This window comes from Pseudoxanthomonas sp. (assembly GCF_035999195.1).
Classification (GTDB): Bacteria; Pseudomonadota; Gammaproteobacteria; order Xanthomonadales; family Xanthomonadaceae; genus Pseudoxanthomonas_A.
This window is the reverse complement of sequence record NZ_DASYGY010000009.1, coordinates 297,033-315,568: the sequence shown is the minus strand read 5'-3', so window position 1 is coordinate 315,568 and position 18,536 is coordinate 297,033. Positions and strand designations below refer to the sequence as shown.

The 18,536-nt window shown below is 68.1% G+C and carries 19 protein-coding genes and 1 pseudogene; 11 read left to right on the top strand and 9 right to left on the bottom strand.

Features of this window, described 5'->3' with window-relative positions:
* Positions 1 to 20: 20 nt before the first annotated feature.
* From VGN58_RS08650 to trxB, 6 genes are all read right to left on the bottom strand, one after another.
* The gene (locus VGN58_RS08650; RefSeq protein ID WP_327482846.1) at positions 21 to 389 is read right to left on the bottom strand and encodes a hypothetical protein; all 369 of its coding nucleotides are present in this window, start codon (positions 387 to 389) and stop codon (positions 21 to 23) included.
* Between the two features lie 184 nt (positions 390 to 573).
* The gene (infA, locus tag VGN58_RS08645; protein WP_055943174.1) at positions 574 to 792 is read right to left on the bottom strand and encodes a translation initiation factor IF-1; all 219 of its coding nucleotides are present in this window, start codon (positions 790 to 792) and stop codon (positions 574 to 576) included.
* 86 nt (positions 793 to 878) lie between these two features.
* Positions 879 to 1,625, bottom strand: coding sequence for a leucyl/phenylalanyl-tRNA--protein transferase (gene aat / locus VGN58_RS08640; RefSeq protein ID WP_327484614.1), 747 nt, complete (start codon positions 1,623 to 1,625; stop codon positions 879 to 881).
* Positions 1,626 to 1,655: 30 nt separating this feature from the next.
* Complete coding sequence (locus VGN58_RS08635) at positions 1,656 to 2,786, bottom strand: GNAT family N-acetyltransferase (protein WP_327482845.1); 1,131 nt, start codon at positions 2,784 to 2,786, stop codon at positions 1,656 to 1,658.
* A gap of 3 nt (positions 2,787 to 2,789) precedes the next feature.
* Positions 2,790 to 3,491 (bottom strand): PIN domain-containing protein, encoded by a 702-nt coding sequence (locus tag VGN58_RS08630; protein ID WP_327482844.1) that lies wholly within the window; start codon positions 3,489 to 3,491, stop codon positions 2,790 to 2,792.
* Between the two features lie 11 nt (positions 3,492 to 3,502).
* Positions 3,503 to 4,456 carry a thioredoxin-disulfide reductase gene (gene trxB / locus VGN58_RS08625; RefSeq protein WP_162109334.1) on the bottom strand — a complete coding sequence of 318 codons (954 nt, stop codon included), beginning with the start codon at positions 4,454 to 4,456 and terminating at the stop codon, positions 3,503 to 3,505.
* Positions 4,457 to 4,744: 288 nt separating this feature from the next.
* On the opposite strand from trxB, the gene VGN58_RS08620 reads away from it, so the two are divergent.
* From VGN58_RS08620 to VGN58_RS08580, 9 genes are all read left to right on the top strand, one after another.
* Complete coding sequence (locus tag VGN58_RS08620; RefSeq protein ID WP_327482843.1) at positions 4,745 to 7,108, top strand: DNA translocase FtsK; 2,364 nt, start codon at positions 4,745 to 4,747, stop codon at positions 7,106 to 7,108.
* 161 nt (positions 7,109 to 7,269) lie between these two features.
* Positions 7,270 to 7,893 carry an outer membrane lipoprotein chaperone LolA gene (lolA, locus tag VGN58_RS08615; protein WP_327482842.1) on the top strand — a complete coding sequence of 208 codons (624 nt, stop codon included), beginning with the start codon at positions 7,270 to 7,272 and terminating at the stop codon, positions 7,891 to 7,893.
* A gap of 44 nt (positions 7,894 to 7,937) precedes the next feature.
* A complete protein-coding gene (locus tag VGN58_RS08610) occupies positions 7,938 to 9,305 on the top strand; it encodes a replication-associated recombination protein A (RefSeq protein WP_327482841.1) in 1,368 nt (455 codons plus the stop codon).
* Positions 9,306 to 9,333: 28 nt separating this feature from the next.
* Complete coding sequence (gene crcB / locus VGN58_RS08605; RefSeq protein ID WP_327484613.1) at positions 9,334 to 9,741, top strand: fluoride efflux transporter CrcB; 408 nt, start codon at positions 9,334 to 9,336, stop codon at positions 9,739 to 9,741.
* A 211-nt stretch (positions 9,742 to 9,952) separates the two neighbouring features.
* The gene (locus VGN58_RS08600; protein WP_327482840.1) at positions 9,953 to 11,461 is read left to right on the top strand and encodes a hypothetical protein; all 1,509 of its coding nucleotides are present in this window, start codon (positions 9,953 to 9,955) and stop codon (positions 11,459 to 11,461) included.
* A gap of 118 nt (positions 11,462 to 11,579) precedes the next feature.
* A complete protein-coding gene (locus VGN58_RS08595) occupies positions 11,580 to 12,002 on the top strand; it encodes a hypothetical protein (protein ID WP_327482839.1) in 423 nt (140 codons plus the stop codon).
* The gene (locus VGN58_RS08590) at positions 11,999 to 12,703 is read left to right on the top strand and encodes a C39 family peptidase (RefSeq protein WP_327482838.1); all 705 of its coding nucleotides are present in this window, start codon (positions 11,999 to 12,001) and stop codon (positions 12,701 to 12,703) included. Before VGN58_RS08595 ends, VGN58_RS08590 begins: the two co-directional genes overlap by 4 nt.
* 22 nt (positions 12,704 to 12,725) lie before the next feature.
* Positions 12,726 to 13,208: a hypothetical protein gene (locus VGN58_RS08585; protein WP_327482837.1), complete on the top strand. Its 483-nt coding sequence runs from the start codon at positions 12,726 to 12,728 to the stop codon at positions 13,206 to 13,208.
* A gap of 39 nt (positions 13,209 to 13,247) precedes the next feature.
* The gene (locus VGN58_RS08580; protein WP_327482836.1) at positions 13,248 to 14,786 is read left to right on the top strand and encodes a transporter; all 1,539 of its coding nucleotides are present in this window, start codon (positions 13,248 to 13,250) and stop codon (positions 14,784 to 14,786) included.
* 9 nt (positions 14,787 to 14,795) lie between these two features.
* Here VGN58_RS08580 and VGN58_RS08575 read toward each other — a convergent pair whose 3' ends face one another.
* Positions 14,796 to 15,170, bottom strand: coding sequence for a DUF4345 domain-containing protein (locus VGN58_RS08575; RefSeq protein WP_327482835.1), 375 nt, complete (start codon positions 15,168 to 15,170; stop codon positions 14,796 to 14,798).
* A 157-nt stretch (positions 15,171 to 15,327) separates the two neighbouring features.
* Between VGN58_RS08575 and VGN58_RS18350 the strand changes: the two are divergent.
* Both VGN58_RS18350 and VGN58_RS08570 read left to right on the top strand, forming a co-directional pair.
* A pseudogene (locus tag VGN58_RS18350) lies at positions 15,328 to 15,525 on the top strand (DUF4124 domain-containing protein); the annotation flags it as partial.
* A 117-nt stretch (positions 15,526 to 15,642) separates the two neighbouring features.
* Positions 15,643 to 15,774, top strand: coding sequence for a hypothetical protein (locus VGN58_RS08570; RefSeq protein ID WP_327482834.1), 132 nt, complete (start codon positions 15,643 to 15,645; stop codon positions 15,772 to 15,774).
* Between the two features lie 9 nt (positions 15,775 to 15,783).
* Here the strand turns inward: VGN58_RS08570 and hemN are convergent, their stop codons facing one another.
* Both hemN and VGN58_RS08560 read right to left on the bottom strand, forming a co-directional pair.
* Positions 15,784 to 17,187, bottom strand: a complete 1,404-nt coding sequence (gene hemN / locus VGN58_RS08565; RefSeq protein WP_414710817.1) for an oxygen-independent coproporphyrinogen III oxidase — start codon at positions 17,185 to 17,187, stop codon at positions 15,784 to 15,786.
* 45 nt (positions 17,188 to 17,232) lie between these two features.
* Positions 17,233 to 18,468: an MFS transporter gene (locus VGN58_RS08560; RefSeq protein WP_327484611.1), complete on the bottom strand. Its 1,236-nt coding sequence runs from the start codon at positions 18,466 to 18,468 to the stop codon at positions 17,233 to 17,235.
* Positions 18,469 to 18,536: the final 68 nt, after the last annotated feature.

The window sequence follows — 18,536 nt, the reverse complement described above, 5'->3', positions numbered from 1 at the left end:
TTCCTGCCGGGTCTTGCCGCTCAGCGCGAAGCGCGCTTCTTGCGGGTGGCGAATTCTTCCGCCGTCATCGTCTCCACGGACGCGACGCGGCAGGTGTCGCGCTTGGTCTTCACACGCGTATCGGCGGCGCACAGGCGATTGGCCTGCCCCTGCGTGCTGATGTCGACGCGCGGCGTGGTCAGGATGGAGTCGCAGCTGTGCTGGAACGACACCCGGTAGTGCTCGTTGCCGTTGCGGAGGAAGAACTGCTGTCCGCCGCCGGCACGCACGATCTCCTGGTCATCGCCCAGGTCGACGCAATCGGTGACGGCCTCTCCGGCGAAGGCGGCGATGGGCGCACCGGCCAAGGTCAGGGCAAGCAGCAGGCGGGTGGGGCGACGGGAGTTCATGGCGGCTCTCTTCGGGGTCTGCGCCCGGGAGTGGACGCCTGGCCATGCTGCCGTCGCAGGGGCGAGCGTGAATCTGCCTGAAGTCGGCGTGACCACCGGCCCGGTGCCTCTGGTCATGCGCGGAAAGGTGCCAAGAACGCGAAAAGCGGCCAGTGGCCGCTTTTCGATCAATCACTTATGAAGATTACTTCATGCGATAGGTGATTCGACCCTTGGTGAGGTCGTAAGGGGTCATTTCGACCTTCACCTTGTCGCCGGTCAGGATGCGGATGTAGTTCTTGCGCATGCGGCCGGAAATGTGGGCGATGATTTCGTGCCCGTTCTCCAGCTTGACCCGGAACATGGTGTTGGGCAGCGTCTCGGCGACGGTGCCCTCGAATTCAATGGAATCGTCTTTCGACATGTAAGCCTATGCTGTGCCGCGAAGGATGGCGGGTGCCATGAAGCCGGGCATTGTACGCGAGCCGCGCCTCCGGTGCAAAAATTCCGTTATGCGGCCGAGAGTTGCGAGAGCGAGGCGGCCTGCAACACGCCAAACCTCTGGGTCCAGCTGCCCGCGGCGGAGGGCAGGTCCACCAGATCGGCGACCGCCCGCAGGAAGTCCGCGCGCCGCATCAGGCAGCCTCCGAGGGAATGCAGGTGGCTGTTCTCGACCTGCGCATCGATCAGCGGCCACCCCCATTCGGACAACCGCCTTGCCAGCGCGGCCAGGGCGACCTTCGAGCCGCCGGAGCGGCCACTGAACATGCTTTCTCCGAAGAACATCCGGCCCACCGCGACACCGTAGATGCCACCGGCCAGCGTGTCGCCCTCGAACACCTCAACGGAATGGGCGTATCCCTGCCGATGCAGGTCGATGTAGGCCTGGCGCATGCCGGAGGTGATCCAGGTGCCGTGCTGCCCGGGGCGCGGCGACTGCGCACAGGCGGTGATGACCCGGTCGAAGCAGGTGTCGGCGCGCACCTGCCAGGGGCTCTGCTTCAACTGGCGACGGAAGCGCGATGACAGCCGCACGCCATCGGTCCGGAACACCATGCGCGGGTCGGGCGACCACCACAATGGCGGCTGGCCGGACGAGAACCACGGGAAGATGCCGTGCCGATAGGCGTTGAGCAGGCGGGGCACGGACAGGTCGCCGCCGATCGCGAGCAGGCCGTCGGGATCGCGCATGGCGCTGCCGGCGGGCGGAAACGGCGCGTGGGGATCGGTGGACAGGACGAACGGCCGCTGGCGCATGCCGGCATTGTAGGGGGACATCCGTCCCGCTCAATCGGCCCCGCGTTGCTTGAACGGCGAATGCGCGTGCAGGGTCAGGGCGTACCGGCGCACGGCCAGCGCCTCCTCGTTGCACCAGCGGGCGAGCGCCTGGGCGAACTCCGGATGCGCGATCCAGTGCCGCGAATGCACGAAGGTCGGCAGGAAGCCACGCGCGATCTTGTGCTCGCCCTGGGCGCCGGGCTCGAAGGCGGAGAGGCCTTCGCGCAGGCAGTAGTCGATCCCCTGGTAATAGCAGGTCTCGAAGTGCAGCGCGGGGACCTGGGCCGTGGCGCCCCAGTAACGGCCGTAGAGCGTGTCGCCGCCCCGCAGGCAGAGGGCGCCCGCGATGGTGCGCCCGTCGCGTTCGGCAAGAAACATCACCAGGTTGCGCGGCATGGCGCTCGCAAGATGGCGCAGGAAGGCGAGGGTCAGCGCCGGCGAGTTGCCGTAATCGTGGAAGGTCTGCAGGTAGAAGCCGAACATCGCCTGCAGGTCCGCATCGCTGGCCTCGTCGCCGTGCACGGTGCGGAAGGTCACGCCGGCGCGCTGCACCTTGGCGCGCTCCTGGCGGATGTTCTTGCGGTGCTTGTGGTCGAAGTCGGCGAGGAATCCGTCGAAATCCGCCCAGTGCCCCGGATTCCGCCAGTGGTACTGCACGTCGATGCGTGGCAGCCATGACGCGGGGAATCCGGCGTCCTCGGCGGGCATCGGGAAGTTGACATGCGCCGACGACAGGCCGAGCCGACAGGCCTCTGCTTCGATGGCCGCCAGCAACGCAAGCCGCGCGTGGTCCTCGCGCGCGAGCAGTCGCGGGCCGGTGACCGGCGAGTACGGCACGCCGCCCAGCCACTTCGGGTAGTAGTCCAGCCCGTGCTGCGCGTACGCATGCGCCCAGGCGTGGTCGAACACGAACTCGCCGTGCGAGTTGTCCTTCAGGTAGCCGGGCGCGGCGGCGATCAGCCGGTCTCCGTCCCACAGGGTGAGGTGGTGTGGCTTCCAGCCCCAGTCTTCGCGCAGGCAGCCGTGGATTTCCATTCCGCACAGGAAAGCGTGAGACACGAATGGATTGCGCCCGTCGTGCAGGGCGTCCCAGTCGGAGTCAAGGATGTTCGACAATCCCGGCGTGGCCTGAAAGCGCATGGTTCATGCCTTCGGCAGCTTGTAAGCCAGTTTGTTGCCCGACATCAGAATGGCGGTCCGCCTCTTCAGTTCGGCAACCACCGCATCCAGCCGGTTGGTGTCCTTCGACGATAGCCAAGTGCCGACCATCCGGCGCAAGCTGGCTTCGTTCCTGGGCAAGTTGTTCGGCATGCCAGCCAGCATCCTGATTACTTTGTCGGCATCGGAAGTCGCTTCGACAGCGGAGGGCCCCACCGTCGCGGCGACCTTCTTCGCTGGTGTCGCCTTTTCAGGTTCAACCGTGATGACCAGCGATTTCTTGGCTACGACTTTCTTTGCCGGCGTCGGCTCTGCGACGGGAGAGTTCCCGGTTTTTGCAGTCTGTTTCAGAGCGGCAATCCGCTTCGTCGCGATGCCTTGTGCATTCAGGTGAGCGATCAGTGGGTCGTAGCCACTGTCTGCGGTCACCAGAACGTAACTGGCTTGTGGGTCACGCTCGCTCAACTTGCCGAGATAGTAGGCAATGTGGAAATCCAGCGCGTTCTTGCCGCTGCCACTTATCCGTATGAACCTGCCGCGTTCACCCAGCGTCTGCACCGCCTCGATCAAGCTGATTGCCACCTTCTGATGGGCGCCGGTGAAGACAAGGACGCAGACCTTGTCCGCGTTCAAGCCGGCGAGATCCGCCGGCTGCACGTTTTCATGGTCGATGAGGACGTACTGCAACGGGGGCTGGATCAGCCGTCCTTGTCCAGGAAACGTTCCGCGTCCAGGGCCGCCATGCAGCCGAAGCCGGCCGAGGTGATGGCTTGGCGGTAGTGCTGGTCGGTGACGTCGCCGGCGGCGAACACACCGGGAATCGTAGTAGCGGTGGCGTTGCCCTCGATCCCGGACCGGATCTTCAGGTAGCCGTTGCTCATGTCCAGCTGGCCCTCGAACAGGCCGGTATTCGGTGTATGGCCGATGGCGACGAAGAACCCGTGCACGTCGATGTCGCGCGTGCTGCCGTCCTGCACCGACTTCACCCGGATGCCGGTGACGCCGGCGTCGTTGCCCAGCACCTCGTCGACGGTGTGGTGCCACACCGGCTCGATCTTGCCGGCCTGGATCTTGGCGAACAGCTTGTCCTGCATGATCTTCTCGGCGCGCAGCGTGTCGCGACGATGGACCAGGTAGACCTTACGGGCGATGTTTGAGAGGTACAGCGCTTCCTCGACGGCGGTGTTGCCGCCGCCGATCACCGCCACGTCCTGGTCGCGGTAGAAAAACCCGTCGCAGGTCGCGCAGGCCGACACACCGCGCCCCTTGAACGCCTCTTCCGACGGCAGGCCCAGGTACTTGGCGGTGGCGCCGGTGGCGATGATCAGCGCGTCGGCGGTGTATTCGCCGCTGTCGCCGATCAGCTTGAAGGGGCGCTTGGACAGGTCGGCGGTGTGGATGTGGTCGAAGATCACCTCCGTCTCGAAGCGCTCCGCATGCGCCTGCATCCGCGCCATCAGGTCAGGACCCATCAGGCCGTGCGCATCGCCGGGCCAGTTGTCCACTTCCGTCGTCGTCATCAGCTGTCCGCCCTGCTGCAACCCGGTGACCACGACAGGCTTCAGGTTGGCGCGGGCGGCGTAGACCGCCGCGGTCCAGCCGGCAGGGCCTGAGCCCAGGATCAACAGGCGGCAGTGCTTCGAAGTGCTCATGTATACTCGCGTGAAGGGGTGATCGGGCGATCGACGATGCCTTGGCGCACCGTTCGCAGGGACATAGAGTGGCGGTGCGTATCCGGCGAATCAAGGCACGCGGATGGAAAGCGCTGATGCTGTCCGGAGCCCGGACGGATCGAATGACGACGCTGCGCGACTGCGCGGCGTTTTTGCTATCCGGGCTTCCGCGTCGATCGGTGTTGTCCCGAAAGTCCTGCTGTCGCAGCACGCACGATTCGTTTACTATCAATCACTAACAGAAATTTCCTAAGGTCTGGTCCAAAGGTGGCGAAGCAGCTCCCGGACAACGGCAAATCCAAGGGTGGCAATGCGGCTGCACGCAAGCAGGCAGCGCCACCAAATCCGCGCCGGCAGCGCCTGTGGCGCGACCTCGCGCTGATCGCCATCGCGCCCCTGCTGCTGTACCTGCTCGCCAGCCTCTTCACCTTTTCACCGCAGGACCCGAGCTGGTCGCAGTCCGGCAGCCTGACCGCGCCGGTGCAGAACATGGGCGGACTGGCCGGCGCGTGGCTGGCGGACATGCTGCTGTGGCTGTTCGGCTATGTCGCGTTCGTGCTGCCGCTGATCCTGGGCGCGATCGCGTGGATCGCCCTGTTCGGCATGGATACCGACGGCGATGGTCACGCGGACCTAGGACCGGCCCTGCGGCTGGTCGGCATGGTCGCCTTCCTGATCTCCGCCGCCGGTCTTCTGCACCTGCGCGGCGTGTCCGCCGACCATTTCTCGGCAGGGCCCGGCGGCATCCTCGGCACGCTGGTGGGCAAGTCGCTGCTGAAACTGTTCGGCGGCCTGGGCGGCAACCTGTTCCTGCTGGTGCTGTTCCTGGCGTCGGTGACGCTGGCCACGGGCCTGTCGTGGTTCGCGGTGATGGAACGGATCGGCAAGTACGTCTTGATGCTGCCCGACCTGTTCCGCCGTGGCAGCCAGCAGGCCAACGAGTGGCAGCAGACCCGGGCGATGCGCGAGGAACGCGAGGTCGTCCGCAAGACCGATGCCGTGCAGCGCGCCAAGCGCGAGCCGGTGAAGATCGAGCCGCCCGCGCCGGCGGTGGTGGAGAAGAGCGAGCGCGCGAAGCGCGAGCAGCAGATTCCGCTGTTCCACGGCACCGGCGGCGACGAGTCCGGCCTGCCGCCGCTGTCGCTGCTGGACGATCCCAAGCCGCAGACCAAGGGCTATTCCGAAGAGACCCTGGAAACGCTGTCGCGCCAGATCGAGTTCAAGCTCAAGGACTTCCGCATCGAAGCGCAGGTGGTCGGCGCCTATCCGGGCCCGGTGATCACGCGCTTCGAGATGGAACCGGCCCCGGGCGTCAAGGTCAGCCAGATCAGTTCGCTGGACAAGGACATCGCCCGCGGCCTGTCGGTGAAGTCGGTGCGCGTGGTCGACGTGATCCCCGGCAAGTCGGTGATCGGCCTGGAAATCCCCAACACCAGCCGCGAGATGATCTTCCTCTCCGAGCTGCTGCGGTCGAAAGAGTACGACAAGTCCGGCAGTCCGCTGACGCTGGCGCTGGGCAAGGACATCGCCGGCCGTCCGACGGTGGCCGACCTGGCGCGCATGCCCCACCTGCTGGTCGCCGGTACCACCGGTTCGGGCAAGTCGGTGGCGGTCAACGCGATGGTGCTGAGCCTGCTGTACAAGGCCTCGCCGAAAGACCTGCGCATGCTGATGATCGACCCGAAGATGCTGGAGCTGTCCGTCTACCAGGGCATCCCGCATCTGCTGGCGCCGGTGGTCACCGACATGAAGGAGGCCGCCAACGGCCTGCGCTGGTGCGTGGCGGAGATGGAGCGCCGCTACAAGCTGATGAGCGCGGTGGGCGTGCGCAACCTGGCCGGCTTCAACAAGAAGGTCAAGGATGCGATGGACGCCGGCCAGCCGTTGATGGACCCGCTGTTCAAGCCGAATCCGGACCTGGCCGAAGCACCGCGTCCGCTGGAGCCGATGCCGTTCATCGTCATCTTCATCGACGAATTCGCCGACATGATGATGATCGTCGGCAAGAAGGTCGAAGAACTGATCGCCCGCCTGGCGCAGAAGGCGCGTGCCGCCGGCATCCACCTGATCCTGGCCACGCAGCGACCCTCGGTCGATGTCATCACCGGCCTGATCAAGGCCAACATCCCGACGCGCATCGCGTTCCAGGTCAGCTCGAAGATCGACTCCCGCACCATCCTCGACCAGTCCGGCGCGGAAACGCTGCTCGGCCACGGCGACATGCTGTACCTGCCGCCGGGCACGGCCATGCCCGAGCGCATCCATGGCGCCTTCGTCAGCGACGAGGAAGTGCACCGGGTGGTCGAACATCTCAAGGCCAGCGGCACCGCCGACTACATCGAGGGCGTGCTGGAAGAGATCCAGACCATGGGCGACGGCACGGTCGTCGGCCCGACCGGCCTGCCGGAATCCAGCGGCGGTGGCGGCGACGAATCCGATCCGCTGTACGACGAGGCGGTGAAGATCGTCACCGAAAGCCGTCGCGCCTCGATCTCCGGGGTGCAGCGGCGCCTGAAGATCGGCTATAACCGCGCCGCACGCCTGATCGAGGCGATGGAAGCGGCGGGCGTGGTCAGTCCGCCGGAACACAACGGCGACCGCCAAGTCCTGGCGCCGCCTCCGCCGCGCTGATCCAGCGCAATGAAAGCGGGTCGTGGGAGCGACGTCAGTCGCGATCAACGTCCTGTAGCGCTTCATCGCAACTGACGTCGCTCCCACAACGGCCGGGCGCCACCCCCCGTTCAGTTTCGCCCGGCCACACTCCGCCCAACGCCCTTCAACCGGAACGCACCATGCTCCGCACCGCACGCTACGCCGTCCTCGCCACTGCCTTGCTCGCCACCAGCGCTTTCGCCGGTGCCCGCGATGAACTGAAGACCTTCACCACCGGCCTCAAGGGCCTGGACGGGCAATTCACCCAGAAGGTGTACGACGGCGGCGGCAAGCTCAAGGAGACCTCGAACGGCCGCGTCGCGCTGTCGGCGCCGCGCCTGTTCCGCTGGGAGTACAACAAGCCCTACGAACAGTTGATCGTCGCCGACGGCAAGCAGGTGTGGGTCTACGACCCTGACCTGCAGCAGGCCACGGTGCGCGAGCAGGGCATCGAGGAAGAGAACAGCCCACTGGCCGCGCTGATCGATCCCGGCAAGCTCGACCAGCAGTTCAAGGTCGCAGAGGCCGCGGGGCAGGGGGGCGTGCAGTGGCTGACGCTGACGCCCAGGCAGGAGGGCGATGCCAGCTTCCAGACCGCGCGCCTGGCGTTCGCCAACGGCACGCTGGTGAAGATGGAAGTCAAGGACGCCGTGGGTCAGCGCACGGAGATCAGCTTCGCCGGATGGAAGCGCAATCCCGCCTTCGCTGCCGGCACGTTCAAGTATGCGCCCGCCAAGGGCGTGGATGTGGTGGGCGGTCCCTGACACCACGTCGACTAACCGGTTGGGCCACGACGTTACAATGACGCGTGGCCAGGACACGCACCCCTCTCGAACCTCAGGTTGACCTGCTGAGCGCGGACACCGACGCGCTGCGGCCGCTGGCCGAGCGCATGCGGCCGCGCACGCTCGACGAGATGGTCGGGCAGCGGCGTCTGCTGGCGCCGGGCAGCGCACTTCGTCGCGCCGTCGAATCAGGGCACGTGCATTCGATGATCCTGTGGGGGCCGCCCGGCTGCGGCAAGACCACGCTGTCGCTGCTGCTTGCCCGCTATGCCGACGCGGAGTTCAAGGCGATCTCCGCCGTGCTGTCCGGTCTTCCCGAGGTGCGGCAGGTGCTGGCCGAAGCGGCGCAACGCTTCGCCGGCGGTCGGCGTACCGTGCTGTTCGTCGATGAGGTGCACCGTTTCAACAAGGCGCAGCAGGATGCGTTCCTGCCGCACATCGAACGCGGCACGATCATCTTCGTCGGCGCCACCACGGAAAATCCGTCCTTCGAGCTGAACTCCGCGCTGCTGTCACGCTGCCGCGTGCACGTGATGGAAGCGGTGTCGCCGGAGGACATCCGGCACGCGCTGCGTCTCGCGCTGGCGGACGCGGAGCGCGGACTCGGCGATCCTGCGCTGGAGGTCGACGACGAGGCGCTGCTGGAAATCTCCACGGCCGCCGACGGCGACGTGCGTCGTGGCCTGACGCTGTTGGAGATCGCCGCGGAACTCGCCGCCGACGAAGGTGGGCGCATCACGCCGCAGACGCTGGCGCAGGTGTTGGCGGACCGGACGCGGCGTTTCGACAAGGGCGGCGAACAGTTCTACGACCAGATCTCGGCGCTGCACAAGTCGGTGCGCAGCTCCAATCCCGATGGCGCGGTCTACTGGCTGGCACGCATGCTGGACGGCGGCTGCGATCCCGCCTACCTCGCGCGACGCATGACGCGGATGGCGGTGGAGGACATCGGCCTGGCCGATCCGCGCGCCCTGCAGATGGCGATCGATGCCTGGGACACGTACGAACGTCTCGGCAGTCCGGAGGGTGATCTGGCGCTGGCGCAACTGGTGATCTACCTGGCCAGCACGGCGAAATCCAACGCGGGCTACATGGCCTTCAATGCCGCCAAGGCCGACGTGCGCGAGTACGGCACGCAGGACGTGCCCATGCACCTGCGCAACGCGCCGACCAAGCTGATGAAGTCGCTCGGCTACGGTACCGGCTACCAGTACGACCATGATGCGGAAGGCGGCATCGCGCTGGACCAGACCGCGTTCCCCGATGCCATGGGGGAGCGGGTGTACTACGCGCCGGTCGAGCGCGGGCTGGAGATCAAGCTGAAGGAAAAGCTCGACCGCCTGCGCGAGGCGCGCAGGCAGGCCCGCCACAACGCCGGTCGCGACGACTGAGCCTTTCGGGAGGACACGACACATGCCGGTGCAGGCCTGGGTGTGGTGGCAGCAGCTGATGCTGGTGATGGCAGGGGGCGCGCTGGGAGCGGCGGCACGCTTCTGGCTGGGCGGACTGCTGCTGCGGCAGTTCGGCAGTGGATTTCCCTGGGGCACGTTCGCGGTGAACATGATCGGTTCGTTCGCCGTCGGCTTCCTGGCCATCTGGCTGGAAGGACGTGGTCCGTCCGCGCTGTACTGGCGCGCGTTCCTCATCGTCGGCGTACTGGGCGCGCTGACCACGTACTCGGCGCTGATGCTCGAGTGCCTGATGTTCGCGCGGAGCGAGCGGCAGGGTGCGGCCCCCGGCTACCTCGCCGTAACCCTCGCAGTGGGCCTGCTGCTGGTCTGGCTGGGCGCGCGCGCCGCCGGCGCCATGCGGCCTGCGGTCTGGTAGTCGCGCGTTGCCAAAACGCCGGCCGGACGCCTGCCCGGTCACACCATGTCTCCGTATGACCGTCCCGCAGTGCATGCGGACAGACGGTCGTGGCGCTAATGAATTTTTAACGTGGGCGCCGGCACATGCTAACGAATCGTGTGCAAGTGTGACACGCGTCGCTTTTTAGGGGCTTCCCCTGGGCTCCGGAGCGACCACAAGGAGACTCAACATGTGCACACGCAAGACACTGATCGCTTCGGCAGTACTCCTGGCGCTCGGCATGACGGGACAGGCCTCCGCTCAACAGACGAACACCGAGAACGGGAATGGCGATGACATCCTCGTCAACCTCGCGGCGGACATGAGCAACAACAGCACCAATACCGACAACTCTGACAACTCCGACAACTCGGACAACAGCGACAACCGTTCCTACGACGGCGACAACCGCGACAACCGCGGACGCGCCACGGCGGAGGGCTACGGCTCCACCGCAGCGAACAACGGCAGCACCGCGACTTCGACGTTCTCCAACTCCTTCAACCAGAGCAAGGCCGTGGCCGAAACGAAGCTGATCGGCTCCGTGTCCGGCGTGACCGTGCACGACATCGGCAACGTCGCCCAGAACTGGGGCGATGCGAACGGTGGCGATGGCGGCGAGGGCGGTGCGGGCTACGGCGGCAAGGGCTACGGCGGCAGCGCGTCGGGCGGCACCGGCAACGGTGGCGACGGCGGCGACGGCGGCAATGGCGGAAACGGCGGCAGCGGCGGCAGCGCCAACAACGGCAGCGCGACCGCAGGCGATTCGTCGAACGGCAGCGCCAGCATCGGCGACGCGACCGCGGGCAACGGCGGCCGGGGCGGCAATGCCAACGATGCCGGCGGCGCCAACGGCGGTGACGGTGCGGGCTGGGGCGGCGACGGCGACGCGACGGCCGGCAACGGCCGTGGCCGCGGCGGCGATGCCGGTGGCTGGGGCGGCGACGGCGGCGGCGCGACCGGCGCCTCCGGTGGCGACGCCGGCAGTGCCAGTGGCGACACCGGCGCGATCGCAGGCGCGTCCGGCGGCGATGCCGGTGCAGGCAGCGGCAATGTGCGTGAGCGCGGCGCCGGCGACGGCACGAGCGGCGATGGCACCGCCACCGGTGGAGCGGGCACGTCGGGTGCCGCGACATCCACGGGTGGCGCAAGCACCGCCACGGCCGGCGCAGGCACGTCCGGCGACGCGACCGGCACCGGCGGCGACGGCATGGGGACGGGCGGTGCCGGTTCCGGCACGGGTGGCGACGCGACCGCCAGCGGTGGCGCGGGCTCCGGTACCGGCGGTGCAGGCGGCACGGTGACCGCGACCGCGGGGCATGGCGGCGATGGCGGCGATGCCAGCAACGGCGACGCCACCAACGGCAGCGCCTCGTCCAGCGCCAGCAATGGCGATGCCACCGCCGGCAACGGCGCCAGCGGGGCGGTCGGTGCGACCGGCGGGGCGGGCGGCGTCGGCAATGGCGGCGACGGCACGGGCGGCGACGGCAACGGCGGCGTCGGCAACGGCGCGACCGGTGGTGCAGGCGGTGCAGGCGGTTCGGTCGCGGTCGATGCGGGCGCGTTCGACATGTCGAACAACATGACCAGCGTCGGCCAGTCGGCCGCCGGCATCATGGTGGCCGCGCAGAACAGCGGCATGGCCTCGCTGATCCAGCAGGGCATCACCGTCCAGGCCAACCTGACCGTCGGTCCGTAAGCGCTCCGTCGATGTCCCGGCCGCCTTGGCCGGGACATCCCGCGTGGGCGACGGTGTCGTGCCTGGTGCAGGACACCGCACGGTCGCGCGGCGGGCGCATGGCAAGGGAGCCATGACCATGCATACGCACCAACAGACCTGGCTGCGCATAGTGGCCGGGGGATGTTTCTTCGTCGCCGTCGGCGCGTGGGCCACCGACGACGTCGCACCTCGCATCGATACCGCAGCGGTGTCCGACGCCGCGAACGTCGGCGCGCAACTGCCGGACATCGCCATCAGCGAACTCGGGCGGGCGATCGCCATCGAGCGCCTTTCCGTCCTGCGCGGCGGCGACAACCGCGTGGTGGACAACCTGATCGACGTCGATGGTGCGGTCGAGGACAACACGGCGCACCACATCACCAGCGGCTCCAACAGCATCGCCGACGGCGCCTTCCGCAACGCCAGCGGGATCAACACCGTCATCCAGAACACCGGCAGCAACGTGCTGATCCAGAACGCGATGATCGTGACCGTCGATTTCGGGGCCGTGCCGCAATGAAACGCCGCCTGCGGAGTACGCACTGGCTGGCGCATGCCGCGCTGGCCTGCGCGTTCTTCTGCCTGGGAGGCGCGTCGGCCGCGACCAGCGACCTGCGCGTGCCCGGTGGCGCCTACAGCGTCCGCCTGACCAGCCTGAAGGAAGCGCGCTTCAAGACCACGCTGCCGCAGCAATACGACTTCAGCTGCGGCTCCGCGGCCACGGCGACGCTGCTGACGCACCAGTACGGCCATCCGGTCAGCGAGGTGGACGTGTTCGTGCAGATGTACAACAACGGCGACCAGGCGCGCATCCGCAAGGAAGGGTTCTCGCTGCTGGACATGCGGCGCTACCTGCGCTCCAAGGGCTACGAGGCCGACGGCTTCGAGTTGCCGCTGGACAAGCTGCAGGAAGAGAACGTGCCGGCGATCGTGCTGCTCAACGACCGCGGCTATCGCCACTTCGTCGTCGTCAAGGGCCTGCGCAACGGCCGCGTGCTGCTGGGCGACCCGGCCCGCGGCACGCGCGCGATGCCGCGCTCGCGGTTCGAAGCGCTGTGGGACAACCGGGTGATGTTCGTGGTGCACAACCGACGCGAACACGCCCGCTTCAACCAGGCCAGCGACTGGAAGACCGCACCTCCGGCGCCGCTCGACATGGGAATCCAGCGCGATGGTCTGCGCAACATCACCGTGCCGCGGCGCGGACCGGGAGACATCTGACATGCATGCGCACCGACACCCGATGGCGCGCGCCGTCCTGCTGGCCATCGTCCTGCTCGCGCCCGCGGGTGCATGCGGGCAGGGCGGCGACTTGGGCAGCGAATGGCAGCCGGTGGATCCCGGCCGGCTGGCGCAGATGCGCGGCGGCTTCCAGATGCCGTCCGGCATGATGCTGTCCTTCGGCATCGAGCGCGTCGTCCTGGTCAACGGCGAACTGACCGCGCGCATCGCGGTGCAGGTGCCTGACGTGGCCCGCATCACCCCCGAGCAGGCGCAGGCGCTGGCCGACTTCAACCGTGGCCTGGTCGTGCAGATCGGCGAGGGCAACCGCTTCGATCCCGTCCAGGCCGGCGGTGGGCTGGTCATCCAGAACACCCTCGACGGCCAGGACATCCGCACTGTCACCCGCATCGACGTCGGGGTCGACACGCTGGGGGCCTACCAGAACCTCAATGCTGGCGCCGCGCTGACCGACGCCCTGATCCGCGCACCCGGCGTTCCGTGACACGCATCCGCCGACGCCGCACACGACAAGGGGAACATCATGAAGAAAGGGACGTCTCTGATCGAAGTCGCACCGCTGGCCCTGGCGGTCGGCCTGGGCGTGCAGGCCGGACAGGCCGGCGCGCAGGAGGCGCCGCTGCCCGTGGCGCCGTCGCCGCCGATCCCCACCCAACCCTACGAGATCACCGCCGACGCGCGGCTCGATGCGCTGCAGCGCCAGCTCAACGAGCAGACGCAGCGCTTGCAGCAGATGCGCGAACTGATGCATGCGCAGGAGCAGCAGATCTTCAGCCTGCAGAACGCGTTGAACGACGAGATCCTCGCCAATGCGCGCGCGCGTGGCGCGCCCGCGCCGGTCATCGTGCCGTCGTTGAGCCAGGCGCCGACATTCCGTGATGGGCAGGCGGGTTCGCCGACCTACCTCGTCGTCGGTCCCGCACCGGCATCCGGTTCCATGCCGGCGACCCGCGACGCTGCGCCTCCCCACGACGCCGGGATGCAGGTGGCGCAGGCCGCTGCGCCGACGCGCAGTCCACAGGGCACGCAGGCGCAGACCGTGCAGGCCACCGCCGGAGCTGCGCAGGCACCACCGCCCGTGGGACAGGCACCGGAGAGCGATTCGCGGCCGCCGGAAGTGGCGCAGATCTTCGACCAGCCCGGCGTGCTGACACCGAAAGGCAAGCTGGTGGTCGAGCCCGCCATCCAGTACGGATACTCGGCCAACGACCGCGTGGCGCTGGTCGGCTACACCATCATTCCCGCCATCCTGATCGGCCTGATCGACGTGCGCCAGGTGAAGACGACCACGGCGGTGGCCACGTTGACCGGCCGCTATGGCCTCAGCCGACGCATGGAGCTGGAAGCCAAGTTGCCCTATGTCTACATCCACAGCGACACCGTCAGCCGCGAGATCTTCACCGGTTCGGCGCAAGACCGCGTGTTCAACGCGCGCGGCAGCGGCCTGGGCGACGTGGAACTGACCGGGCGCTACCAGCTCAACCGGGGCGGTGCCGACAAGCCGTTCTACATCGCGTGGCTGCGCTACAAGAGCCGCACCGGGCGCGACCTGTTCGACGTGACCACCGACTGCGTGACGCGCTGCGTGGCCAACACCACCGGCACCGGCCTGCCGCTGGACCTGCCCACCGGCAGCGGTTTCAATGCGGTGCAGCCCGGCATCACCTGGCTGTATCCGTCCGATCCGGTGGTGTTCTTCGGCAGCCTCAGCTACCTGCACAACTTCAAGCGCAGCGATGTGTCGCGGCGCGTGCTGGGCGGACAGACCGAGTTCCTCGGCGACATCAAGGCCGGCGACATCCTCGGCTTCAACCTCGGCATGGGCCTGGCGCTCAACGAAAAGGCCGCCATCAGCATCGGTTACGACACCAGCATCGTGGACAAGACCGAACAGAACGGGGACGAGGTCGCCGGCGCGGTGCGCACCACGCTGGGCACGCTGCTGCTGGGCGGCACCTACCGTTTCAGCGACCGCATGTCGCTCAACGTCGCGCTGGGCGTCGGCGTGACCCGCGACACACCGGACATGACGTTCACCGCGCGCCTGCCGATCAATTTCTGAGCATGCGCATCACACCGCGCGACCCTGCCACCAGAGCCATAGCCCCGCCAGCAGCATCAGCCATTCGGTCGCCGCCAACAGGAGCGTGGTGGACTCCACCGGCCACCAGCGCATCAGGCTGAGGCTGCGGTAGAGCACGATGGGGGCGTACAGCGCGAGCGCGAGCACCAGGCCGGTACGCATCTGCTGGCTCCACGCAAGCCAGGCGAACAGCAACGCCAGACCGAGCTGCAGGCCGCCATAGATCGTCAGGTATTCGGTCTGCCCCGAGCGGGTCAGCGAGGCATAGCCCAGCGCGGTGGCGGTGCGCGCGGGCGCGAGCGTGCACCAGCCCGCGAGCAGCAGGTACACCAGCGCATTGAGATAGAGATAGGCGGCCGTCATGGGGGAGGTTCCGATGGGAATGCCCGCCCATCTCGCAGGGTCGGCGGTGACGAGCCGGTGAACGTGCGGCAAACCCCGACAGTGCGGCGCGGCGTGTGCCGATCCCGCTGCCGCTGCCCGGCCCGGATGCTGCGGGCTCCTTCCCGAGGAGCCCGTCATGCCCCGATCCTCCTGCGCCTGTCGCCTCGTGCTCGCCTGCGTGCTCGTCACCGTGGGCAGTGCCACCTGGGGGAGCGACCCCGTCCACAAATGCCGCGGCGCGGACGGGCAGTCGCACTACCAGTCGTTGCCGTGCGCCTCGACGCAGCGAACGGAGTGGGTACGCGAGTACCCGCCGGACCCACCGGCTCCCCCGGCCACCGCCGCGTCCACGGAGCCATCGGATCGCGCGCGGAACGCGCCATCCGCACGCTCGCGGAGCCGCGGCGGCACAGGACGCCCGCGCGCCACGCCGACCGGGGCGGTGATCTCGATGCATCGCGATGCCGCCGCCTGTGCGCGCGCAAAGCAGGCGCGCGACCAGACCCATGCGCGGCTGGGTCTGAAGCGGGATTTCGCAACCAGCCGCAGGCTCGACGACCGCGTCAACACAGCCTGTCGCTGAGGCGCGGGCTCAGATGGTGTTCGAGAACCGGGGTACATCCGGCGAGGCCGGTGGCAGGTAGCGGTCGAAGCACATCGCGATCACCCGCAGCAGCAAGCGTCCCTTCGGCGTGGCGTGCAGGCCGACCCGCGTGAAGGCCAGCAGGCCATCGTCCGCCAGTGCCTGCAGGCGGGGCAGGGCATCGGCGAAGTAGGTGGCGAAGTCGATGCCGAACCGGTTGCCGATGCGCGCATAGTCCAGCCGTCCGTGGCACATCAGTTCCTGGATCACCTCGGCGCGCAGCACATCGTCGCGATCCAGCGGCATGCCGCGCCAGACCGGCAACCGGCCCTCGTCGATCGCGCGCTCCCAACCGGGGAGGTCGCGCGGATTCTGGCTGAAGCTGTCGCCGACATGGCTGATCGCGCTCACGCCGAACCCGACCAGGTCGCTGTCGGCGTGGGTGGTGTAGCCCATGAAGTTGCGGTGCAGGCCGCCGCGCGACTGTGCCCGCGCCAGTTCGTCGTCGGGCAGGGCGAAGTGGTCCATGCCGATGTACACGTAGCCCGCCGCGACCAGCCGTTCCACCGCGCACTGCAGCAGCCCCAACTTGGCTTCCCGGCCGGGCAGATCGCCCTGCGCGATGCGCTGCTGCGGCTTGAACAGGTGCGGCAGGTGCGCATAGCTGTACACGGCGATGCGGTCGGGGCGCGCCTGGATCACGATGTCCAGCGTGCGCTCGAAACCGGCGCGCGTCTGCTTCGGCAAGCCGTAGATCAGGTCGATGTTGACCGAGCGCAGGCCGTGCTCGCGGCAGGCCGCCATGATGGCCAGCGTTTCGTCCACGCGCTGCACGCGGTTCACCGCCTTCTGCACGTCCGGATCGAAGTCCTGCACCCCGAGGCTGGCACGATTGAAACCCACCCGCGCGAGTTCGCCGATGTCCGCCGGCGTGACGAAGCGCGGATCCAGTTCGATCGAGAAGTCCATCGTGTCGGCGGGTGCGAAACTGAACTGGCTGCGCAGCTCCGCCACGCAGTCCGCGATCTGCGCCGGAGCGAGGAAGTTCGGTGTGCCACCGCCGAAGTGCAGCTGCACCACCGGCCGCCCGCTGTCGAACAGCGGCGCCATCCGCGCGATCTCGCGGTACAGGTAGTCCATGTACAGCTCGCCGCGCGCCTTGTCGCGCGTGATCACCCGGTTGCAACCGCAGTAGAAGCAGGGGCTGGTGCAGAACGGCACGTGCACGTACAGCGAGAGCGGGCGCGCCTGGTCCTGCCGGTTGGTGGCAGCCGCGCACTCCCGCAGTTCCTGCGCACCGAAGCGGGCGCTGAACTGGGGTGCGGTCGGGTACGAGGTGTAGCGCGGACCCGGCGTGTCGTAACGCCGAAGCAGGTCCGCGTCGAACAACGGAGAAGGAGAGACGATGCCCATGACGTCCATGCTGGGGCGTGTGCGGGCAGGACGCATTGATCGGGATCAATTCCCGCGGGGAGCGTCCGGCCGGGCTTCCGGCGCATCCGGGATCTCGGGCAGCATCTCGAGCGCGGCGGGCGTGGTGCGCAGCATCGGATGGAACCGCGCGTGATGGAGCAGTTCGCGTACCTTGAACAGCCGGCGCCCACCGGCCACCACCGCCAGCAAGCCCAGCGTGCCGGCGAAGAACACCGGCAAGGCCTCCGGACCGAAGCGCTGCATCAGGGCACCGGCCGCCGCCGGACCGATGGCCGCCCCGATGCCGTTGAGCAGCAGCAGGGCACTGCAGCCGGCCAGCAACTGCTCGCCCGGCAGGCGGTCCAGCAGATGCGCCACCGCAAGCGGATACAGCGCGAAGGCCAGCCCGCCGAACAGGAAGAACACCGCCTGCGCCTGGGCCTCGAAGCGCAGGACCAGCAGCGAGGTCGCGGCGCCGGCCGCGGCCACCAGCGCCAGCGTGCTGCGACGGTCGCCGTGGTCGGACAGTCGCCCGATGGGCAACTGCAACGCTGCGCCTCCGATGATGGTGACGGCCATGAACACGCCGATGCCGGCACGATCCAACCCCAGCGATGCCGCGTACACCGCGCCCAGGCCCCAGAACGCACCGAGCGCCAGTCCGGCCAGTACCGCGCCCGCGGCCGCACTCGGCGCCGCGCGGCAGATCTGCAGCAGATGGATCTTCGGCGCGACGGTCATCACCGGCGGCGTGAGCCGCGTCGCGCTGACAGGCAAGATGGCCAGCGCGAACAGGATGGCCACGATGCTGAAGAGCACCGGGCTGCGCGGCGGCTGCAGGTCGAGCAGCAACTGTCCCGCCGCGAGCGCCAGCAGCGACACCACCATGTACACGCCGAACACACGGCTGCGGTGCTCGGGCGCGGCCTGCGCGTTCAACCAGCTTTCGATCACCGTGCACAGCCCGACCAGGGCCATGCCGGTGACCACGCGCAGCGCCATCCAGCCGATAGGTTCCAGCCACAACGGATAGACCAGCACCGCCGCCGCGGCGAGCGCGGCGTGGAAGGCGAAGGCGCGGATGTGGCCGACGCGCCGGATCAGCGGCGGTGCGGTGAACGTGCCGAGGAAGAAACCGATGAAATAGCCCGACATCACCAGGCCGGTCGTGCGCTCGCCCCATCCCTCCGCCTGGCTGCGCATCGCCAGCAGCGTGCCCAGCAGTCCGTTGCCGCCGAGCAGCAGGGCGACGCTGGCGAGCAGGGCGGTGATGGGAAGCAGGAGGCGGAGCACGGGCGGGAACGGTTCCTCGACGATGACGCCGCCATGCTAGCAAGGCGATGCTGAGC

Bases quoted from the DNA above. Each gene is read 5' to 3' on its own strand.
- VGN58_RS08650 (WP_327482846.1), bottom strand. From the start codon at position 389: ATGAACTCCCGTCGCCCCACCCGCCTGCTGCTTGCCCTGACCTTGGCC.
- infA (WP_055943174.1), bottom strand. From the start codon at position 792: ATGTCGAAAGACGATTCCATTGAATTCGAGGGCACCGTCGCCGAGACG.
- aat (WP_327484614.1), bottom strand. From the start codon at position 1,625: ATGCGCCAGCGGCCGTTCGTCCTGTCCACCGATCCCCACGCGCCGTTT.
- VGN58_RS08635 (WP_327482845.1), bottom strand. From the start codon at position 2,786: ATGCGCTTTCAGGCCACGCCGGGATTGTCGAACATCCTTGACTCCGAC.
- trxB (WP_162109334.1), bottom strand. From the start codon at position 4,456: ATGAGCACTTCGAAGCACTGCCGCCTGTTGATCCTGGGCTCAGGCCCT.
- lolA (WP_327482842.1), top strand. From the start codon at position 7,270: ATGCTCCGCACCGCACGCTACGCCGTCCTCGCCACTGCCTTGCTCGCC.
- VGN58_RS08600 (WP_327482840.1), top strand. From the start codon at position 9,953: ATGTGCACACGCAAGACACTGATCGCTTCGGCAGTACTCCTGGCGCTC.
- VGN58_RS08595 (WP_327482839.1), top strand. From the start codon at position 11,580: ATGCATACGCACCAACAGACCTGGCTGCGCATAGTGGCCGGGGGATGT.
- VGN58_RS08590 (WP_327482838.1), top strand. From the start codon at position 11,999: ATGAAACGCCGCCTGCGGAGTACGCACTGGCTGGCGCATGCCGCGCTG.
- VGN58_RS08585 (WP_327482837.1), top strand. From the start codon at position 12,726: ATGGCGCGCGCCGTCCTGCTGGCCATCGTCCTGCTCGCGCCCGCGGGT.
- VGN58_RS08580 (WP_327482836.1), top strand. From the start codon at position 13,248: ATGAAGAAAGGGACGTCTCTGATCGAAGTCGCACCGCTGGCCCTGGCG.
- VGN58_RS08575 (WP_327482835.1), bottom strand. From the start codon at position 15,170: ATGACGGCCGCCTATCTCTATCTCAATGCGCTGGTGTACCTGCTGCTC.
- VGN58_RS08570 (WP_327482834.1), top strand. From the start codon at position 15,643: ATGCATCGCGATGCCGCCGCCTGTGCGCGCGCAAAGCAGGCGCGCGAC.
- hemN (WP_414710817.1), bottom strand. From the start codon at position 17,187: ATGGGCATCGTCTCTCCTTCTCCGTTGTTCGACGCGGACCTGCTTCGG.